Here is a 16,524-nt window from a genome sequence, read left to right on the forward strand (position 1 = left end):
CCTCACTGGCCACCTCCGAAGTCAGCGGCCGACGCCGGGCCACCCGCGTTCGGCGCGGGCGCGGACACCGGCGCCGGTGTCGGCGCCACGGGACCCGGGACCACGCCGGGCCCCGGCGGTGGCGGCGGTATCGGAACCTGCGGAGGGTTCTGGCCGATCACTGGCGCGATCGGGTTCTCGTCGTAGGCGTTCGGCGGCCCCGGCGGGGTCTGCAGGTTCGACTGGACGGGTTCGATGTTGGGCCCACCCATCAGCTCTTCCAACGACTCCGGCGTCATCAGTCCCGCGGTGATGGGCCCGACCTGCTGACCCTGCATGCCCGGGGCGACGATCCATCCCGGCTGGGTGTTGCGGTGCGAGGTCGGGGTGTCGGGCACCCAGATGCCCGGGACGGTCGTGTCCTTGTATCCGTTCGGCGGACGGAGTCGTTCTTCTGAGTAGGCCACTTCCTTGGGCAGCGTCTCCGCCGTGCTGAACAGGTTCAACCCGAACGGCGGATAGTTGAACTTGATCGCGTCAAGAATCGGCGCCAGGTATTGGGCGCACAATTCGGCGGACTCTTGGTAGCCCAGCCGGCTGCCCGCCTGGATCGCACTGCAGATGAACTGCATCGGGTTCGCGAAGTTGGTGATCGACGGGATCGCGACCACCGATCCGTGCGACGGGTGATAGATCTGGTTGATGTTCGCCGCGGCTGTCGGAAGAACGTGCAGCGCGGTCTCCAGCCCGTTCAGCGAATCCGGTTGCAGCAACGTGTTCGTCACGGTCGCCAAGTTGTTGACGTCGTAGATCAGCACTTCGCTGTTCTTGTCGAGCCAGGGCCGCACGGTGGTGAGCAGGCTGTCGAACTGCTGCAGCGCATTGGACAGGTCCGTGTCGTTGTGCGCGAGACGCGTGGTGAAATCGGCGAGGTTCTGGTTGAGCGCGACGAACTGCGCGTCGTCTTGGTGCAGCGCGTTGACGAACAGCGCCAGGCTGCGCACCACCGCGAAGAAGTCGCCGCGACCCTCGTTCAATGCGGTCAACGCCTGCGACAGGTTGCTCAGCGTGGTGTTGAACTGCTTGCCCTTGCCGGCCAGCCCGTTGGCGAACGACTCGATGACCTCTCCGAACGGGCCCTTGGGTTGCTCGGCGGTGGGGCCCAGCTTCGAGATGATGTTGGTGATGCTGTTGCGCAGCTGGTCCCACTCGACCGGAACCTGCGTGCGCTCCTCGGGGATCACCGCGTCGTCGGCCAGCACCGGGCCGCCCTTGTACGGCGGCTCCAACTGGATGGCGCGCGAGGCCACCAGGGTCGGGTTGAGGATCACCGCCGACGCGTTGGCCGGCACCCGGTACTTGTTCTCGTAGTGGAAGGTGACCTTCATCTTGTCGCCGGCGGGCTCGATCTTGTCGATCGCGCCCACCCGCAGGCCCATGATCTGGACCTTGTCCCCCGGGTAAAGGGCGTTGGCCGCGGGGAAGTAGGCGACCACGGTGTTGTTGGTGAGCTTCTCGTATAGCCGCCAGCCGACGTAGCCGACAACGATGGCCAGCACGATCACCAGGGCACCGATGATCACCGACGCCCGGGACAGCTTGGGGAGCCGAATGTTGCGGATGTCAAAGATGGTGCTCAATTCTGGCTACCTCCCCCCGCTGCGCCGCTGCCTCCGGCTCCGCCGGGGTTGATGAACGGTGCCGGCAGCTGGTTGCCCGGCCCGGGCGGCGCCGCCGGTCCCGGCGGGAATCCCGGCGCGAACGTCGACGGCGGCGGCACCGGTCCGGCCGGCGCGAGGTTCTCGGTACGCGCACCCGGGGGCGCCTGCGTCGGCAACGGCACGGGCGTTCCCGGCACGTCCGGCGGCGGGTCGCCCGGCCGCCCGGCGATATTGATGCCCGGCGTGGGCGGCAGGCCCGCAGGGTTCGGCGGCGACGTCATCACGTCGACCGGCGCCGGGAAGCCCGGCCCACCGAACGGCCCGGACACCGCGCCCGCACAGGGCAGCGGGTTGTCGGGCCGGGGCAGCCCGTCGGCCGCGGGCGTGTACGAACACGGCGATCCCGGTGGGACGGCCGGGCCCGGGTGATCGGGCGTGCCCTCGAGCACCGGGGGCGCCGGGGGCGGTGCGCCGTTGGGGAACCGGGTGCCGTTGGGGTCGGGGAACCGGTAGGCGGGCAGTCCGGCGCTGCGCCAGAAGTCTTCCGGATCGATGCCGCGCTTCTTGAACGCCGCGTCGACCCACGGCTGCGAGATCTGATAGAGGGCCAGGTTGTGGAGGACCACCTTGAAGAACGGTCCCGAAGCGATGGCCTCGTTCAGCGACGGCAGGAACTTGCCGACCTCGGTGAACCCATTGGCCAGGTCGTCCTTGCGCTGCACCAGGATGTCGCTGAGCGTGCGCAGCTGCTCCAGCACGTGGTTGATGTTCGGGTTGTCATTGATGAAACCCTTGACCTGCTCGGAGAATGCGGCGATGTTCGCCAGCAGGGCATTGATGGCCTGGCCGCGCTCGTTGAAGGCGGCCAGCAGCGTTTTCGCGTTGACCAACGCCCGGTCGACCTGGTTGCTGCGGTCACCCAGGACGCTGGCCACCTGGTTGGCCTGGGCCAGCAGATGCTTGACCTCTTCGTCGCGCTTGCCGATCGTTTCGGAGAACTTGGCCACGCCCTCGAGCGCAGGGCTCAGGTGCGGGTAGGTCTGGTCGATGGTCTCCGAGAGCACGTGCAGTGACTGCTTGACGGTGTCGATGTCCCAGCCCTGGGCAGCCTTGGTGACGTCGAAGAACGCGTCGTAGATCTGATACGGCGTGGTGCTTTGGCCCAGCGGCAGGGTCTGGCCGGGCCGCAGCGGCTGGTTGCCGCGGGCCTCGACGTCGAGGATCTTCTTCCCCAGGATGGTGTCGGTCTTGATCGCCAGCCGGCTCTCGGTGCCGATGGTGTTGGTGCCGACGGAGAACTTCAGCTTGACGTGGTCGCCGTCGATCTTCAGGCCCTCCACCTTGCCGACGTCCACGCCGGCGATGCGCACTTTGTCGCCGGTGTTGATGCCGCCGGAGTCGGTGAACTGCCCGTAGTAGCTCGGCTTGGCGAACAGCAGCGGAACGCTGGTGAAGCTTTGGCCGACGCCGATCACGAGCACCGTCACGACGATGCCCATCAGCCCGATGCGGACCCGGTTCTCTGGCTCCAGTGTTCTCATTGCGGCGTGCACCTACCCGTCGGCTGCTGGAACAGCCGGACCGTGCGGACCGGCCCGCCCGCCTGCAGGCCGTTGATCTTGAGGGTGATGTCGCAGGCGTAGAAGTTCACGAAGTCCCCGTAGGAACCGATGGCGCGACCGATCATGTTCAACGCGGTCGGCACCTTCTTGAGGTAGTCCTGCAACTGGTCTTGCTGGTCGATCAGCGGCTGCTGCACGGCGTCCAGATAATTCAGGGTCTTGTGCAGCAGTGTGCGGTCCTCGGCCAGCAGATCGGCGACCGTCCCGGCGGCGTTGCTGATGTGGGCGAACCCGGCGGCCTGCTGGTCGCCATGGTTCTTGAGCCCGGTGATCAACACCTCGAGCTTGTCGACCGTCTGGTCGAATTGCTGGCGATGCTTGACCGTCGTGTCCAAGACGACGTTCAGGTTCTTGATGACCTCGCCGATCGCTTGATCGCGCTCACCGAGCTGGTTGGTCAGCTGCGCGGTGTTGTCGAGGATGTCGTTGATGGTGCCGCCCTGGCCCTGGAAGACGGTGACCAGCGTGGACGCGATGGTGTTGACCTTCTGCGGGTCCAGCGCCCGAAACAGCGGCTTGAAACCGCCGATCAGCGCGTCGAGGTCCAGCGCCGGCTGGGTGCGCGACAGGGGGATGAAACCGCCGGGGGCCAAGACCTTGTCCGCGCCTTCGCCCTGACCCCGTTTGATCTCCAGGTAGCGGTTACCGATCAGGTCGAGGTAGCGGATCTGGGCGCTCGTCGACTGGTAGAGCGGGATCGAGCGGTCGACGTTGAACTTCACCCGGGCGCGCTTGCCGCCGTCGATCAGTTCCACCTTGTCGACCTTGCCGACCTCGACGCCGGACGCGCGGACGAACTGGCCTGCGCGCAGGCCGCTGACGTTGCTGAATTCCGCCGAGTACGCGTTGGTGCGGTCAAAGCGCATCTGACCGAACACCACGATGATCATCACAGTGAAGATCAACAGCACCACGGAGAAGATGCCGAGTCTGACAACGGTTCCGGTGATTTTCATGGGTTGATCGTGTTATCCCCTACCTGGCGTCCCCAGACGTACTCGATCGCGTACGGCGATCCGGTGTCCAGGTGGTTGTACGGCGCGAGGCTGTTGCCGGAGTCCATCACCAACTCGGGCGCCGGCCACAGATCGTGGGTGAGCGGCTGCCAGCAACCCGGGGCGCCGCCGGGGCCGCCGCGGGCGTTCACGCGCGGCAGGTTCTCGGGCCAGACGTAGGGGTTGGGCGCGCCGCCGACCAGACCGGCAGTGGCACCGAGGCCCAGCGTCAGCGCGGCGACGGCGACCAACGACAGCGGGTTGGCGATCAGCCCCAGTCCGGACAGCGCTTGGGTGTGGCTGTTGAGCGAGTAGCCGTTGCCGCCCAGGAACGAGGCGGCCTTGGGCTCGATGTCGTGGTAGTTGCGCACCGTGCAGAACAACTCGGGGCTGTAGGTGTCGAGCAGTTCCGCCGAGGGCACCAGGTCGGCCGCACCGCGCGCCAGATACGGCCCGCCCTTGCTGAACAGATCCGCACCCGTGTTACCGAACCCGGCCGCCGACAACAACGCCTGATCCAGATCCTTTTGCTGCGCGTTGATCGTGCGCGAGGTCACCACCGCGTTATTCAAGAAGTCGAACAGATCCGGCGACGCGTCCGCATACGTGTCGCCCAGCGCCGCCAACTGTTGAATGTCCTTGCGCGCCTGCGGCATTCGCGGGTTGACGTCATCGAGCAGCACATTGGCGTTGACTATCGACTGCCCGAACTTGTCCCCCAGCCCGGCCAACGACTGCGCCGCCGCGCTCAACGTCAAATTCAACTTGACCGGATCAACCTTCTCCGCGATCGAGGTGATCGTCTGAAACAGCGTGTTGATCTCGGTGGTCACCGAGCGGGCATCCAGCACCGTGTGCGCAGTGATCTTCTGCGGCGACGGATTGGCCGGCGTCGTCAGCGACACATACTTGCCGCCAAAGACCGTCGTCGCCTTGATATCGGCATTCACATTCGACGGGATCAGCTTCAAATACCGCGGGTAGACCTCGAGAGTGAACTTGGCCGCCGGCTTGCCGTCGCGCACCGTCTCCGCGATCTTGCCCACCCGGCCGATCTCCACCCCGTTATAGGTCACCTTCGACCCCGGATCCATCACCAAACCGGCCCGCGACGCCAACATCGTCAGGTTGGCCTTCGGGGTGAAATCACCACGGAACTGCCCGTAGACGAACCCGAGGACCAGCGCGGCGATCACCAGGCCCGCCAAACCGACCCACTTGTAGGGCGGCGTCCGCTGGGCGTTGGTCTGGATCGGCGCGGGCATGGCGGCTACACCGTGAGCGCGAAGTTGGGGTTGACGCCATAGAGCGCCAACGCGGCGGACAACACGACGACCTGCACCGACACCAGCGAGAAACGCATCGATCGACCGACGGCCTCACCCACGCCGACCGGCCCGCCGCCGGCGTTGTAGCCGTAGAAGCAGTGGGTGATCATGACGACCGCGGTGATGATGATGGCTTCCAAGAACGACCAGAAAACGTCGTCGGGACGCAGGAACGTCCGGAAGTAGTGCTCGTAGGTGCCGTTGGATTGTCCGTAGAGCACGGTCGTGGTGATCTGCGGCGACAGGAACGACATGATCATCGCCAGCGCGTAGAGCGGGATGATCACTACGAGGCCGGCCATGATCCGGGTGGTCGCCAAGAACGAAATCGACTTGATGCCCATCACTTCCAGCGCGTCGATCTCCTCGCTGATGCGCATCGCCCCCAACTCGGCCGTCGCCCCGGCCCCGACCGTGGCGGCCATCGCGATGCCGGTGACGACGGGTGCGGCGATGCGCACGTTGATCAGCGCGGCGAAGAACCCGGTGAACGCCTCGACGCCGATGTTGCCCAGCGAGGCGAACCCCTGGATCGCGACCAGGGAGCTACCGGACAACGTCACGAAGCCGACGATGGCGACCGTGCCGCCGATGACCGCCATGGCGCCGGTGCCCATGCCGATTTGGGCGATCAACCGCAGGGTTTCCTTGCGGTAGTTGCGCAGCGCGTGCGGAATGTGCGCCAGGGCCACCCCACCGAACCACGCCATCTGACCGATGTCGTCGAGCCCGCGAGCCGCGGCAAGGCCGTAGCGGTTGAGATTTTCTGCCGCCCGCGGGAAGCGGGAGCGAAAGACGGCGGTCGTTGACATGTCAGTGCCCCGTCCCGAATCGCACGCCGATCGTGGTCAGCACGACGTTGACCGCATACAGCGCGACGACGCAGAGCACGACCGTCTCGTTGACGGCGGTGCCCAGCCCCTTGGAGCCGCCGCGCACGGTCAGCCCACGGAAGCATCCGACCAGTCCGGCGATCAGGCCGAAGACCGCGGCCTTGACGGTCGCGATGACAACCTCGGGCAGGCCGGTGATGGTGGTCAGGGTGGCCAGGTACGCCCCACCCGACACGTTCTGCAAATAGACGCCGAACAGGTAGCCGCCGACCAGACCGACGGTGATCACCAGGCCGTTGAGCAAGGTGGCGACCACGGTTGCGGCGATCACCCGGGGCACCACCAGCCGATGGATCGGGTCGATCCCCAGCACCTCCATCGCGTCGATCTCTTCGCGGATGGTGCGCGCACCCAGATCGGCGCAGATCGCCGTCGAGCCGGCGCCGGCGACCACCAGCACCGTGGTCAGCGGGCCGAGCTGGGTGACCGCACCGATGGCCGCGCCGGCGCCCGAGAGGTCAGCGGCACCGAACTGAGCCAGCAGCACGTTGAGGGTGAAGATCAGCAGCACGGTCAGCGGAATCGAGACAAAGACGGTCGGCAAGAACGCCACCCGCATGATGAACCAGCACTGCAGGACGAGTTCACGCCACTGGAACGGCCGACGGAACAGCGCTTTTCCGGTGAGCACGCACATCCGGAAGAACCCGCCGACAAGCTCCAGCGGGGTCTGCAGTTGATCGCGCACATAGCCGACCAAGTAGGGACCCCGTCGACTCGTCGACGATGAAGTCACCGCTGCCCCCTCTGGCCGTCACCGCGCGCTCCCTGGCGTCGCGGCGGATCGTCTAGCACGCCTCGCCCCCTGACTGCTGTGCGGCCGGGGGTGCCCCCACCTCGCCCCGACTTGATGCCTGTGACCATCGGCTCCCTACTGGCAAGTAGTAACGGAGACCACAGGAATGTACCCGATGGCCAAGCACGTGTGAACCGCATCTGCACAATTAACCCTTCGCCAACAGCTGGCAAACGTTACAGCACCTGCCGAATTTCCTCTCTGGCCCTAAAACCTCTTGCCCTAGAATGGATTTAGTCGATTTTTGCGACTCCGTAACGGATCCGCAGCTCAGTCTTGAGCACCTTGCCGGCCGGGTTGCGCGGGAGCGCGTCGACGATCTCGAGGGCCTTCGGGTGCTTGTAGCGCGCCAGCCGCTCGGTCAAGAACTCGTCCAGCTCGTCGAGCCCCAACTTCTCGCCCGCCACCGCGGCTACCGCGATCGGCACCTCGCCCCACTTGTCGTGGGTGCGGCCGATGACGGCGACTTCGACGATGCTCGGGTGGCTGGCCAGGACGTTCTCCACCTCGGCGCAGTAGATGTTCTCCCCGCCGGAGATGATCATGTCCTTCTTGCGGTCGACCACCCACACGTAGCCGTCGGAGTCCATGCGGACCAGGTCGCCGGAGTGGAACCAGCCGCCGGCGAACGCTTCCGCCGTCGCCTCCGGATTGTTCCAGTAACCACTCATCAAAGTTGGTGCGCGATAGACGATTTCACCGACCTCACCGATCGGCACGTCGTTCATGTTCTCGTCGACCACTCGGGCGGCCACCGTCGGAATCACCTTGCCGACCGAGCCGCGCTTACGGATGGCGTCCTCTCCCAGCAACATGCAGGTGACCGGGGACATCTCCGTCTGGCCGAACGCGGCCAGGATCTGGGTGCCGGGGAACCTCGCCGACATCTCCCGCAGCAGCGCGTCGGGAGCCGGTGCGGCGCCCCACGAAATCACCCGCAGTTTGAGATCGCGCGGATGCGCCTTTTGCTCGGCGCAGACGGCCTGCCACTGCGCGGGAACCAGGAAAATCCCGGTGACCTTTTCTGCGGCGAGCACGTCGAGGAGTTGGCCGGGCTCGAACGCGCCGAGCGGGTAGATGACCGTGGGGATGCCGAGCAGCACTCCGGTCAGCATGTTGCCGATGCCGGCGATGTGGAAGAACGGCACCCCGATGAACCCGACGTCACTGTTGATGTCGGCGCCGTTGGTGTAGAGCCCGGTCATCGTCTGGCCGGTCAGGTTGGTGTGGGTGAGCACGGCGCCCTTGGGGCGCCCGGTGGTGCCCGAGGTGTACATGATCAACGCCGGCGAGTCGTTCGGGATGTCGACGGGTTGGTGCGACTCCCCTGTCTCGTTGATGAGGTCCTCGTAACCGAGCACGTTGTCGGCGGTCGAACCGCCAGCGACGACGACGGTGCCGAGCAGCGACTCGATGTCGCGCACGCCGGTGGCCACCGGGGCGAGCACCGATTCGGTGACGATCACACGCGCTTCGCAATCCTGGACCAGGAAGGCGATTTCGGCCGGGGTGAGCCGGAAGTTCAGCGGCACGGCGATGGCGCCGAGCATGTTGATGGCCAGCACCGACTCGACGAACTCGGTGCGGTTGAGCATCAGGATCATGACCCGGTCGCCGAAGCCGACACCCCGGCGGCTCAGCGCGTCGGCCAGCGCCGCCACCCGGCCGCGCAGTTCGCCCCACGTCTGGGTCTTGCCCAGGAACCTCAGCGCCGTCGCGTCCGGCTGCATCAGCGCGTGCCGCTCGAGCTGGTTCACCCAGTTCTGCCGCCGCGCCAGGTACGGCTGTTGTGTCAGATGGTCTGCCAATTGCGCGGTCAAACTCCACACTTCCCTTCACTCGCGCACCGCTTGCGCCAGGTTGATATTTGATAAAACATAGTGTTGTGTGGGTCACACTATGGCTTTGACGGTCCACTGACAAGTCCTCGACCAGCCCCCGTCAAGGCCCGTCACAACCTGAACCCTGCCCCGCCAAGTCACTGAAAGTCCTGGCAGACCCTGTGAACGCACCGATGTCTATGCAGCCGAGGAGCCGGCGGCCGCTGCGGCGGGCTCAGCTGTCCGACGAGGTCGCGGGCCATCTGCGGGCGTCGATCATGTCCGGCACGCTGCGTCCGGGGACGTTCATCCGTCTCGACGAGACCGCGGCCCAGCTCGGGGTCAGCGTCACCCCGGTGCGCGAAGCCCTGCTGAAGCTGCGCGGCGAGGGCATGGTGCAGCTGGAGCCGCACCGCGGTCACGTCGTGTTGCCGCTCACCCGCCAGGACATCGAGGACATCTTCTGGCTGCAGGCCTCGATCGCCAAAGAGCTGGCGGCCGCGGCCACCGACCACATCACCGACGCCGAGATCGACGAGCTGGACCGCATCAACGATTCGCTCGCCGCGGCCGTCGGATCCAGCGACGCCGAGACCATCGCGGGCATCGAGTTCGCCTTTCACCGTGTCTTCAACCAAGCCAGCGGCCGGATCAAGCTGGCGTGGTTCCTGCTCAACGCCGCCCGCTACATGCCGGTGCTGGTGTACGCCGCCGATCCGCATTGGGGCAAGGCCGCCGTCGACAACCACCGGAAGCTGATCGCCGCGCTGCGGCATCGCGACACCGCCGCGGTGATCGAGCACACCGTGTGGCAGTTCACCGACGCGGCGGCCCGCCTGACCGAGATGCGCGACCGCACCGGGATCTTCTGACCTGCGGCGAAACCGGACGAAGATAGGACGGCGCCCGGCAATGTCGCCGAACGTGCGCTCACTGCGAAATTCGGTGCAGTTTGTCGCAATACGTGCACGTTCGGCGCCGTGGCGCCCACGGATTAGCGACTCAGACCACTAATTGGCGGCCAGCTGCTCGGCGCGCTGCTTGAGGCTCTCGGCGAGGTGGTCGAGGACGTTGTTGAGGAGTTGCTTGACCATCGGCGCCGGGACCGGCATCGAGGTCTCGACGTCCAGGTCCACGGTCAGCAGGCTCGACGCGCCCATCGCCACCACACTGAACAGCTGCTCCTGCTTGGTGAACAGGTCGCCCTGCTGCAGGACGGTCTGGATCTGGTTTTCCCCCGGGTAGTACACGGCCTGGATGAACAGGCTCTGCATGCCCTGGTAATCGGTGTCGAGCCGCAGCTGGCTGGGCCGCCCGTCGTCGTAGCGGGCGAGCACCCACAGACCCTTGATCTCCTCGTTCCACTGCGGGTAGGCCTCGAAATCGCCGACGATCTTCATGATCAACGCGGCGTCGGCGCCGATTTCGACCGTCTTGCTCAACACTGGCATGCGCGCAGCATAACGGGGCGCGCGAAAACCCCAGCGCGGGGCGCTATCTGGGCCGCGGCTAGGCCGATTCGCCGACGCCGGCCGTCGACAGCAGGGCACGGATGGGATCGGGAATCGGGACGGACTTGCGGGTGACCCGGTCGACGTAGACGTGCACCCAGTGCCCCAGCGCGGTGATCGGCCGCGTTTCGCCGTCTCCACTCTCGAACACACCCAGCCGGTAGGTGACGCTGCTGCGGCCCAGCCGCGTCACGGCCAGACCCACCACGAGGTGCTGCGGGAAATGCAGTTCGGAGAAGTAGCGGCAGCCCGACTCGGCGACGATGCCCAGCGCGGGCGTGATGAGCGGGTCCAGCCCGGTGCTGGTGTTGATCCAGGCGTTGATCGCGGTGTCGAACAACTGGTAGTAGACGGCGTTGTTGAGGTGGCCGAACATGTCGTTGTCGGCCCACCGCGTCCCGACCGGCCACAGCACCGGGAAGTCGTTGCTGGTCAACCCGTCCGGGGCGGGGGGAACTTTTGGAGCCGACGCCATGGTTGTATTCCAGCATGTCCGGAATTCGGGGCGCGGTGCTGGAGCAGATCGGGGCGCCCCGGCCCTACGCGCGGTCGCGGCCCATCAGCATCGCCGACGTCGACCTCGCGCCCCCGGGCCGCGACGAGGTCCTGGTCCGCATCGAGGCGGCCGGCCTCTGCCACTCCGACCTGTCGGTGGTCGACGGCAACCGGGTGCGCCCGGTGCCGATGCTGCTCGGCCACGAGGCCGCCGGCATCGTCGAGCGGGTCGGTGACGGTGCCGGTGACCTGGCCGTCGGTCAGCGGGTGGTGCTGGTGTTCTTGCCGCGCTGCGGCCATTGCGCGGCGTGCGCGACGCAAGGGTTGACGCCGTGTGAGCCGGGCAGCGCCGCCAACGGTGCCGGCACCTTGCTGGGCGGCGACATCCGGCTCAGCCGCGGCGGCCAACCGGTGTATCACCACCTCGGGGTCTCGGGTTTCGCGACGCACGCGGTCGTCAACCGGGCGAGCGCGGTCGCGGTGCCGCCCGACGTGCCGGCCGACGTCGCCGCGCTGCTGGGGTGCGCGGTGCTGACCGGCGGTGGCGCGGTGCTCAACGTGGGGCAGCCGCGGCCGGGTCAGACCGTCGCCGTGGTCGGGCTGGGCGGCGTCGGCATGGCCGCCCTGCTCACCGCACTCACCTATGACGACGTCCGTGTGGTCGCCGTCGACCAGCTGCCGGAAAAGTTGGCGGCCGCCCGCCGCCTGGGCGCCCATGACGCCTACACACCGCAGCAGGCCGGCGACGCCGGGGTGAAGGCCGCGGTGGTGGTCGAGGCCGTCGGTCATCCGGCCGCGCTGGAGACCTCGATCGGCCTGACCGCGCCCGGCGGACGGACCATCACGGTGGGCTTGCCGCCGCCGGACGCACGGATCACCGTGTCGCCGTTGGGTTTTGTGGCCGAGGGGCGGTCGCTGATCGGCAGCTACCTCGGGTCGGCGGTGCCCAGCCGGGACATCCCCCGGTTCGTGGAGCTGTGGCGCTCTGGCCGGCTGCCGGTGCAATCGCTGGTGTCCTCGACGATCCGGCTCGACGACATCAACGAGGCGATGGACCATCTGGCCGACGGCACCGCGGTGCGCCAGCTCATCCGATTCGACGCTTAGTCGCCGTGCAGCGAGCTGGACAGCGCGGCGCCTTGAAGCGCGAAAAGGTGTTGTGAGCCCGGCCATTCCGGCAGCAGTGAATCGAATCCGTGGCAGGCGCGCGGGAACACGTGCAGCTCGGCGGACACTCCCGCGCGCAAGAGCCGTAGCGCATAGTCGATGGCCTCGTCGCGGAACGGGTCGATCTCGGCGCAGGTGATCAAAGCCGGTGCCAGACCGGAGAATTCGGGTCGACGTGCGGGCACCGCGGCCTGCGGTACTGCTTCTGGGCCCAGGTAGTGGCGCCACATCAGCTCGGCGCCCTCGCCGTCGAAGGCCGGACTGGTGCGAAACTGTGCCTTCGACGGCGTGGAACCGTCATCGAGCACCGGCTGGTGCAGCAGCTGGAAGACCACCGGCGGCAACGAACCGTCGGCGGCGCGCTGCGCCAGGCATGCGGCCAGGGTGGCGCCGGCGCTGCTGCCCGCGACCGCTATCCGTGCCGGATCCACTTCGAGCGACGCCGCCTTGGCGACCACCCAGCGCAGCACGGCGCTCGCGTCCTCGAGCGCGGCGGGATAGGGGTGCTCCGGTGCCAGCCGGTAATCCACCGACACCACCGTGCAGCGCGCCCGGCGGGCGAGCTCCACACATTGGCGGTGATCGGTGTCGAGGTTTCCCAGGGCGAAACCGCCGGCGTGGCAATACACGACGATGGGCGCCGGCGCAGGACCGCCGCGATAGATGCGCACCCCGACCCCGGCCGCGTCGTCCTCGATGATCCGCACGTCGCGGGCGTCGGTCTGCTCGGCGGTGACGCGGCGGCGTTCGTTGAACGGTTCGCGGGTCAGTTGAATTGCGGCAGCGGTGAAGTCGGTGCGCGCGGTCGCGATCGCGCGCAGCGCCGGGTCGAGGCGATCGGCGTCGTCGAGCTCGGTCACCGCGTGCCCCGCTCGGGTGCGGCGACCTTCGGTGGGGTGGACGCCGCCGCCGGGGCGAAGTGGAAGTCGGCGGGCTTGAACCTGCGCGTCATTCCCCAGAAGGTACGTGCGCTGCGCGGCCACTGGGTGACCACGCGCCCGTTGGGAGCGCGAAAGTAGTTGCTGCACTGGGTGGTCCAGACGGTGCCCACCATCCATCGGTCGATCTTGTCGACGAAGTCGGCCAGCGCGGTGGGTCGCACCGCGACGTAGCGCTTGCGGTGGCGCCGCAGGTGTCGCAGCGCCCGCACGATGTAGCGCGCCTGGGCTTCGAGGATGAAGATGACGCTGTTGGAGCCGACGTTGGTGTTGGGGCCGTACAGCATGAAGAAATTGGGGAATTCCGGCACGGCCATGCCGAGGTAGGCGTGTGCTCCGTCGCGCCAGAGCTCTCGCAGCGTGATTCCGTGTTCGCCGCGGACGTCCAGTTCCCCGAGATAGTCGGCGGCGGCGTAGCCGGTGGCGCAGACCACCAGGTCGACCTCGCGTTCTTTGCCGTCTTCGGCGACCAGGGATCGGGCCCGCAGGGAACGCGCCGGGCTGGTCACCACCTCGACGTTGGGACGTGTCAGCGCGGCCAGGTAATCCGAGGAGAACACCAGCCGCTTGCAACCCATCGGATGATCCGGTGTGAGCTTGCGGCGCAATTCCTCGTCGTCGACCGTCTTTTCGAGCAGGTGCAGGGCGAGCGCGGTGAATTGCTCGGTCTTTTCGCTCCCGTGCTCGATCACCGAGATGTTGGATTCGCTGCGCAGCCACAGCCGGGTCCGGTAGATCTTTTTGGCGAAGGGCAGATGCGCGAAGGCCCAGCGCTCCCGCCGCGTGTAATGCCGGTCCGGCTTGGGCAGGATCCAGGTGGGTGATCGCTGCACCGAATACACCGTGGCGGCCACTTTGACCAATTCGGGGATCAGCTGGGAGGCCGTCGATCCGGTGCCCAGAACCGCGATTTTCTTGCCCTCCAGCGGTATCGAGTGATCCCAACGCGACGAGTGCATCACCGTTCCGGTGAAGGGCTCCTCTTCGACGAGGTCGGGCAGCAGCGGCCGGGTGAACAGGCCCACCGCCGACACGACGACGTTGAAGTGATGCTGTTCGCCGGATGCGGTGGTCAGGCACCATAGCTGGGTGTCCGAATCCCAGTGCGCGGAGCGGATTTCGGTGCGCAGCTTCAGGTGCGGCCGCAGGCCGTGCTTGTCGGCGGTGCGCTGGAAGTAGTCCAGGATTTCGGGTTGTCCCGACCACAGCCGTGACCAGTGGGCGTTCAGGTCGAACGAGAACGAGTAGAGGTGCGACTTGACGTCGCACGCCAGTCCCGGATAGGTGTTGATCCGCCAGGTCCCCCCGACGCCGTCTTCGCGGTCGAAGATGGTGAAATTGCCGAAACCCGCGCGCGACAGCATGATTCCCAGCGCGAGGCCGCCCGGGCCGGCGCCGATGATGCCGACCGACAGGTCGGTCATCGGATCTGCAGGCATTGACCACCGTCGATGATGAGTTCGGAGCCGGTGATGAACGACGCCTCGGCGGAGACGAGGAAGGCCACGGCGTCGGCCACTTCGTCGGCCCGGCCTATCCGCCCGAACATCGACGCCGCGGCCAGCCGGGACTGGGTGGTCTCGTCGAGCATCGAGGTGGCGATCGGCCCGGGGAACACGGCGTTGACGCGGATGCCGGAGGGGGCGAGTTCGGCGGCGGCGGTCTGGGTCAGGCCGCGCAGCGCCCACTTCGACGAGCCGTAGGCGCCGTGCTGCGGGAACGGGCGGATCGCGCCGGTGCTGCAGATGTTGACGATGGAAGCGTCGGACGCCGCGCGCAGGTGTTCCAGCGCCGCGCGCATGCCGAGGAAGGCGCCCAGACAATTGACCCGCCAGGAGTTTTCGAATCCTTCGGCGGTCTCGTCGGTCAGCGCCGCCCGGTGCAGCACGCCGGCGCAGTTGACCAGGGTGCTCAGCGACCCGAAGTGGTCGACGACCGCTGCGACGGCCGAGCCCCACTGCTGCTCGGAGGTGACGTCGAGCTCGACCGGGATCAGCTCCGCGTCGCCCGATTCGCGCGCAACCGCGGCGAGTTCGTCGGCCCGCCGATCGCAGGCGGCCACCGAAAACCCCTTGGCGCGCAGTCTTTCCGCGATAGCCCGGCCCTGCCCGCCGGCCGCGCCGGTCACTAGTGCGACGCGTGGGTTCATGCCGGCGCCCCCTCGGGGCTCTCGGCCAATCCGCCGCTCGTGATGAAGCTGCACCGCCGCCGCGCAAAGCGCCACTGCCCGGCGACGCGCGTCAGCTCGTCGTCGTAGAGCGCGGGGCGCAGGTGCAGATCGCCGGCCCGGACGAACAGCACCTGTGATCGGGCGGTGGCGCGCTCCCCTTCAACGGTGATCCGCGAGACGCCGGTCAGATGCAGGCCGTGCGCCGCGTCGCGGAACATGCGGGCGAGCGCGTCGTGTCCCACGAAAGTCTTTCCGTAGACCAGGAATTCGCCGTCGGGAGCGAACAGCTGGACGCACCCGTCGGCATCGCGGGCATCGAGTGCGAGCGCGTAGCTCGCGATGAGGTCGCGGATCGCGGCCTCATCGTCGGACGGGCGGGCGGTCATTGTGTCGCCTCACGCAGGTGTTCGGTGGCCCCGCGCCGCAGCGCCACCGACTCGGCGGCCAGGGTGATCATGCCAAACCCTAACCGCGCCATGGCCTGTCCCGTCGCGCCGTCTCCGGCGTGAATGCCAGTGACCAGGCCGGCGTCCGAGGCCACCCGGTGGATGCGCGTGATCGCTTCGAGCACGTCGGGATGCCGGGTCGCCCCGACCACGCCGACGCCCATCGAGATGGCGAGATCGGCTGGCCCGACGTAGATTCCGGTCAGGCCGTCGACGGCGCAGATCGTGTGGATGTCCGCCAGCGCCGCGGCGGTCTCGATCATCGCGAACACGCCGATCCGGGATTCGTGGGCGGCGGGGTCGTGGCCCAGGCTGGCGCGCAGCGGGCCGAAGCTGCGCACGCCCACCGGCGGGTAGCGGGTGGCGGCGACCGCCGCGGCGGCCTCGTCCGCGGTTTCGATCATTGCAATGACGACGGCGTCAGCCCCGGCGTCTGCCACCCGCCCGATCGGTGCGGCGTCGGCGTTGGGCAGTCGCACGACGGTCCCCAGCGGCAGGTGCTCGGTGCGGCGCAGCATGCGCGCGATGTCGGCGTCGTCGAGATAGCCGTGCTGGGCATCGAAGCCGACGTAATCGTAACCGGCGCGTGCGAATTCCTCGGGTCCCAGCCACGTTGGACCGGTGACCCAGCCGCCGAATACCACGGGTTTGCCGCTCAACGCCCGGTGCAGATTGCTCGGCGAGGTGTCCGTCATGATCGGCC

The 16,524-nt window shown here is 67.4% G+C and carries 16 protein-coding genes; 2 read left to right on the plus strand and 14 right to left on the minus strand.

Annotation, left to right across the window (positions count from 1 at the left end):
* Positions 1-2: 2 nt before the first annotated feature.
* From ACZ50Z_RS21190 to fadD5, 7 genes are all read right to left on the minus strand, one after another.
* Positions 3-1,619, minus strand: a complete 1,617-nt coding sequence (locus ACZ50Z_RS21190; protein WP_464485302.1) for a virulence factor Mce family protein — start codon at positions 1,617-1,619, stop codon at positions 3-5.
* A complete protein-coding gene (locus ACZ50Z_RS21195; protein WP_464485303.1) occupies positions 1,616-3,181 on the minus strand; it encodes a virulence factor Mce family protein in 1,566 nt (521 codons plus the stop codon). Before ACZ50Z_RS21195 ends, ACZ50Z_RS21190 begins: the two co-directional genes overlap by 4 nt.
* Positions 3,178-4,218, minus strand: a complete 1,041-nt coding sequence (locus ACZ50Z_RS21200) for a virulence factor Mce family protein (protein WP_464485304.1) — start codon at positions 4,216-4,218, stop codon at positions 3,178-3,180. The genes ACZ50Z_RS21195 and ACZ50Z_RS21200 overlap by 4 nt, the downstream gene beginning before the upstream one ends.
* Complete coding sequence (locus tag ACZ50Z_RS21205; protein WP_464485305.1) at positions 4,215-5,522, minus strand: MCE family protein; 1,308 nt, start codon at positions 5,520-5,522, stop codon at positions 4,215-4,217. Before ACZ50Z_RS21205 ends, ACZ50Z_RS21200 begins: the two co-directional genes overlap by 4 nt.
* A 5-nt stretch (positions 5,523-5,527) precedes the next feature.
* Positions 5,528-6,397, minus strand: a complete 870-nt coding sequence (locus tag ACZ50Z_RS21210) for an MlaE family ABC transporter permease (RefSeq protein WP_464485306.1) — start codon at positions 6,395-6,397, stop codon at positions 5,528-5,530.
* Position 6,398: 1 nt separating this feature from the next.
* Positions 6,399-7,214, minus strand: a complete 816-nt coding sequence (locus ACZ50Z_RS21215; protein WP_464485307.1) for an MlaE family ABC transporter permease — start codon at positions 7,212-7,214, stop codon at positions 6,399-6,401.
* 293 nt (positions 7,215-7,507) lie between these two features.
* Positions 7,508-9,094 carry a fatty-acid--CoA ligase FadD5 gene (gene fadD5, locus ACZ50Z_RS21220; RefSeq protein WP_464485308.1) on the minus strand — a complete coding sequence of 529 codons (1,587 nt, stop codon included), beginning with the start codon at positions 9,092-9,094 and terminating at the stop codon, positions 7,508-7,510.
* Positions 9,095-9,288: 194 nt separating this feature from the next.
* Here fadD5 and ACZ50Z_RS21225 point away from each other — a divergent pair, with 194 nt between their 5' ends.
* Positions 9,289-9,966 (plus strand): GntR family transcriptional regulator, encoded by a 678-nt coding sequence (locus tag ACZ50Z_RS21225; protein ID WP_464485309.1) that lies wholly within the window; start codon positions 9,289-9,291, stop codon positions 9,964-9,966.
* A gap of 138 nt (positions 9,967-10,104) precedes the next feature.
* Here ACZ50Z_RS21225 and ACZ50Z_RS21230 read toward each other — a convergent pair whose 3' ends face one another.
* Entirely contained in the window at positions 10,105-10,545 is a 441-nt protein-coding gene (locus tag ACZ50Z_RS21230; RefSeq protein ID WP_464485310.1) for an SRPBCC family protein, read from the minus strand.
* Between the two features lie 58 nt (positions 10,546-10,603).
* Positions 10,604-11,080 (minus strand): acyl-CoA thioesterase, encoded by a 477-nt coding sequence (locus ACZ50Z_RS21235; RefSeq protein ID WP_464485311.1) that lies wholly within the window; start codon positions 11,078-11,080, stop codon positions 10,604-10,606.
* A 14-nt stretch (positions 11,081-11,094) separates the two neighbouring features.
* On the opposite strand from ACZ50Z_RS21235, the gene ACZ50Z_RS21240 reads away from it, so the two are divergent.
* The gene (locus tag ACZ50Z_RS21240; RefSeq protein ID WP_464485312.1) at positions 11,095-12,207 is read left to right on the plus strand and encodes an alcohol dehydrogenase catalytic domain-containing protein; all 1,113 of its coding nucleotides are present in this window, start codon (positions 11,095-11,097) and stop codon (positions 12,205-12,207) included.
* On the opposite strand, the gene ACZ50Z_RS21245 is transcribed toward ACZ50Z_RS21240, so the two are convergent.
* From ACZ50Z_RS21245 to ACZ50Z_RS21265, 5 genes are read right to left on the minus strand one after another with little or no spacing between them, the layout of a single operon-like run.
* Complete coding sequence (locus ACZ50Z_RS21245) at positions 12,204-13,127, minus strand: alpha/beta hydrolase (protein ID WP_464485313.1); 924 nt, start codon at positions 13,125-13,127, stop codon at positions 12,204-12,206. The two genes, ACZ50Z_RS21240 and ACZ50Z_RS21245, sit on opposite strands and share 4 nt — an antisense overlap.
* Entirely contained in the window at positions 13,124-14,644 is a 1,521-nt protein-coding gene (locus tag ACZ50Z_RS21250) for a flavin-containing monooxygenase (protein WP_464485314.1), read from the minus strand. The genes ACZ50Z_RS21245 and ACZ50Z_RS21250 overlap by 4 nt, the downstream gene beginning before the upstream one ends.
* On the minus strand, positions 14,626-15,354 hold the full coding sequence (locus tag ACZ50Z_RS21255; protein ID WP_464485315.1) for an SDR family NAD(P)-dependent oxidoreductase: 729 nt from the start codon (positions 15,352-15,354) through the stop codon (positions 14,626-14,628). The genes ACZ50Z_RS21250 and ACZ50Z_RS21255 overlap by 19 nt, the downstream gene beginning before the upstream one ends.
* Complete coding sequence (locus tag ACZ50Z_RS21260; protein ID WP_464485316.1) at positions 15,351-15,761, minus strand: nuclear transport factor 2 family protein; 411 nt, start codon at positions 15,759-15,761, stop codon at positions 15,351-15,353. Before ACZ50Z_RS21260 ends, ACZ50Z_RS21255 begins: the two co-directional genes overlap by 4 nt.
* Complete coding sequence (locus tag ACZ50Z_RS21265; protein ID WP_464485317.1) at positions 15,758-16,516, minus strand: HpcH/HpaI aldolase family protein; 759 nt, start codon at positions 16,514-16,516, stop codon at positions 15,758-15,760. Before ACZ50Z_RS21265 ends, ACZ50Z_RS21260 begins: the two co-directional genes overlap by 4 nt.
* Positions 16,517-16,524 lie beyond the last annotated feature (8 nt).

It is taken from the genome of Mycobacterium sp. NTMscope_MAC_269, assembly GCF_976985695.1.

Bases quoted from the DNA above. Each gene is read 5' to 3' on its own strand.
- ACZ50Z_RS21195 (WP_464485303.1), bottom strand. From the start codon at position 3,181: ATGAGAACACTGGAGCCAGAGAACCGGGTCCGCATCGGGCTGATGGGC.
- ACZ50Z_RS21200 (WP_464485304.1), bottom strand. From the start codon at position 4,218: ATGAAAATCACCGGAACCGTTGTCAGACTCGGCATCTTCTCCGTGGTG.
- ACZ50Z_RS21205 (WP_464485305.1), bottom strand. From the start codon at position 5,522: ATGCCCGCGCCGATCCAGACCAACGCCCAGCGGACGCCGCCCTACAAG.
- ACZ50Z_RS21210 (WP_464485306.1), bottom strand. From the start codon at position 6,397: ATGTCAACGACCGCCGTCTTTCGCTCCCGCTTCCCGCGGGCGGCAGAA.
- ACZ50Z_RS21225 (WP_464485309.1), top strand. From the start codon at position 9,289: ATGTCTATGCAGCCGAGGAGCCGGCGGCCGCTGCGGCGGGCTCAGCTG.
- ACZ50Z_RS21230 (WP_464485310.1), bottom strand. From the start codon at position 10,545: ATGCCAGTGTTGAGCAAGACGGTCGAAATCGGCGCCGACGCCGCGTTG.
- ACZ50Z_RS21235 (WP_464485311.1), bottom strand. From the start codon at position 11,080: ATGGCGTCGGCTCCAAAAGTTCCCCCCGCCCCGGACGGGTTGACCAGC.
- ACZ50Z_RS21240 (WP_464485312.1), top strand. From the start codon at position 11,095: ATGTCCGGAATTCGGGGCGCGGTGCTGGAGCAGATCGGGGCGCCCCGG.
- ACZ50Z_RS21250 (WP_464485314.1), bottom strand. From the start codon at position 14,644: ATGCCTGCAGATCCGATGACCGACCTGTCGGTCGGCATCATCGGCGCC.
- ACZ50Z_RS21255 (WP_464485315.1), bottom strand. From the start codon at position 15,354: ATGAACCCACGCGTCGCACTAGTGACCGGCGCGGCCGGCGGGCAGGGC.
- ACZ50Z_RS21260 (WP_464485316.1), bottom strand. From the start codon at position 15,761: ATGACCGCCCGCCCGTCCGACGATGAGGCCGCGATCCGCGACCTCATC.
- ACZ50Z_RS21265 (WP_464485317.1), bottom strand. From the start codon at position 16,516: ATGACGGACACCTCGCCGAGCAATCTGCACCGGGCGTTGAGCGGCAAA.